Here is a 2,177-nt window from a genome sequence, read left to right on the forward strand (position 1 = left end):
CTCTCCATCATTGCATCTAGTGATGGCTGATGTAGTACTAAGTCATATCCAAAGTATTTTGCACATACCTCTTTAGTTATATCGTCCTCTGTAGGTCCAAGACCTCCTGTACATATTACTATGTCGCTTCTATTTAAGCTCTCCTCTAAAGTACTTAGAAGTCTAGCCTCATTATCTCCAACAGTTATTTGGTAGTACATTTCTATACCCATAGCTGCTAATTCTCTAGATAGATATCTACAGTTAGTATTTAAGATATCTCCTAATAAAATCTCTGTCCCTACTGTTATAATTTCTGCTTTCATAATTACTTCTCCTATTTATTTAAAATAATAAATGCACATATTAAATTATGGCATAATAATCTAAAATGACGGTGGCGTCATAGCGCAAATCAATACACATTCTTCATCCTTGTTGTAATTTTCATATACGTGGTTGACATTGCTTTTAAAATAAAAACTATCGCCTTCCTCTAAAATATATTCCTTTGCATCAAATATTAGCTTCATTTTTCCTTTTATTATATAGCCACATTCTTCACCTTCGTGATTTACTAGGCCTTTATTTTTTTTTGTCTCTCCTTTTAATGTTATAAGTAAAAGCTCTAGATTTTTATCTACTAAATCTGGCATCAATAATTCATAGATTTTTGTAGCATCGTTAGTCTGTATTCTTTTTCTATCACTTTTTCTGACTATGACGTCTTTATCAGTATCCTCTTCAAAAAAATAGCCTATATTTACATCTAATCCCTTTGCTATTTTCCACATCGCCTTTATCGATGGTACTACTTTATTTCTTTCAATTTGACTTATAAGCCCAATACTAAGTCCAGTATTTTCTGATAAATTGGCTATGCTTAGTTTTTTTATTTTTCTGAGATTTCTTATTTTCTCCCCAACATCTATATTCATATCATTATCCATTTTATCCATTTTTTTGCTCTCCATTTTTATTAATCATTCTTCAATATATATATTATATATAAATTCCATTATTTTTCTATCACTAATTATATTATACTTTATTTCGTTTTAAATATATAAAAGATTATTTTTCAATATATTAAAATTTTTATAATTTTATAAGTATACAAGATACAGTATTTTTTTAATATTTTGAAATTTTTTATTTTTGTTTTTTTTAATTTTATTTGATATTTTGAATTTTAAAGCTTATTTTTTTAATTTTTTTTTGATATTTATCGACTTTTAATCTGTATTTATACGAATTTAACTATATTTTATTTAAATTTTACCATATATTGAAATATTTAATTTAATAAACTATAATAAAATTAAATATTTTAATATATTAAATATTTCAATATACTAAAATATTTAACAATTTATTTTAAGGAGGATTTTATATGAACAGTTTAATTTCACCAGACAATACTTGGGTCTTATGGGCTTTCTTATGTGGCTGGGCAGCAATCAGTATCGTTTTAGAACAAAGATATGAATGGGCAGCAAAAGTCACTGGAGCAATAATAGCATTAATAGGTGCTTTGGCATTATCAAATTTAAAAATTATACCAACTGAATCTCCAGTTTACGACAATGTTTGGACTTATGTAGTTCCACTTGCAATCACTCTTTTATTATATCAATGTAATATAAAGAAAATATGGAAAGAAAGTGGAAAGATGCTTATCATCTACTTATTAAGTGCAATAGGTACTATGATAGGTGCAGTAGTTGGATTCAAATTATTAGCTACTAAAATACCTTACTTAGGTGAAGTTGCCGCTATGATGACTGGATCTTATATAGGTGGTGGAGCAAACTTCGCTGCTATGTCAGCTGCTTTTGACGTTCCTGGTGATGTAGTTTCTGCAGCAGTTGTTTCTGATAACTTATTAATGGCATTATACTTCTTCGTATTAATAGCTATTCCATCAATAGGATTCTTTAGAAAAAATTTCCTTCATCCTCACGTAGATGAAGTTGAAAAACAAGAAGTAAAAGAAGGCGAAACTGCAGCTGCTTCTTACTGGACTCACAAAGATATATCATTAAAGGATATAGCTTTATGTATAGGTAGTGCTTTTGTAATCGTAGCTGTTTCTACTTCTATAGCAGGATTATTTAAATCAATAATACCAACAAGTAATGCAGTGTTAGCTCTTTTAAATACTTTACTTGGAAACCAATACTTAATAATAACTACTG

General features: G+C 28.1%; 3 protein-coding genes. 1 reads left to right on the forward strand and 2 read right to left on the reverse strand.

All coding sequences use genetic code 11. The features are described 5' to 3' along the window. Both ACI3VO_RS16150 and ACI3VO_RS16155 read right to left on the reverse strand, forming a co-directional pair. Positions 1-305: molybdopterin-binding protein (locus ACI3VO_RS16150; protein WP_439758899.1), on the reverse strand; the 305-nt coding region annotated here is incomplete at its 3' end. 60 nt (positions 306-365) lie between these two features. Further along, positions 366-938: a helix-turn-helix domain-containing protein gene (locus ACI3VO_RS16155; RefSeq protein ID WP_439758900.1), complete on the reverse strand. Its 573-nt coding sequence runs from the start codon at positions 936-938 to the stop codon at positions 366-368. 434 nt (positions 939-1,372) lie between these two features. On the opposite strand from ACI3VO_RS16155, the gene ACI3VO_RS16160 reads away from it, so the two are divergent. Then, on the forward strand, positions 1,373-2,177 hold an 805-nt coding region (locus ACI3VO_RS16160), incomplete at its 3' end, for a DUF819 family protein (RefSeq protein ID WP_439758901.1).

The sequence above is a fragment of the Intestinibacter sp. genome (assembly GCF_051866655.1).
In the GTDB taxonomy this organism is placed as follows: Bacteria; Bacillota; Clostridia; order Peptostreptococcales; family Peptostreptococcaceae; genus Intestinibacter.

Bases quoted from the DNA above. Each gene is read 5' to 3' on its own strand.
- ACI3VO_RS16155 (WP_439758900.1), bottom strand. From the start codon at position 938: ATGGATAAAATGGATAATGATATGAATATAGATGTTGGGGAGAAAATA.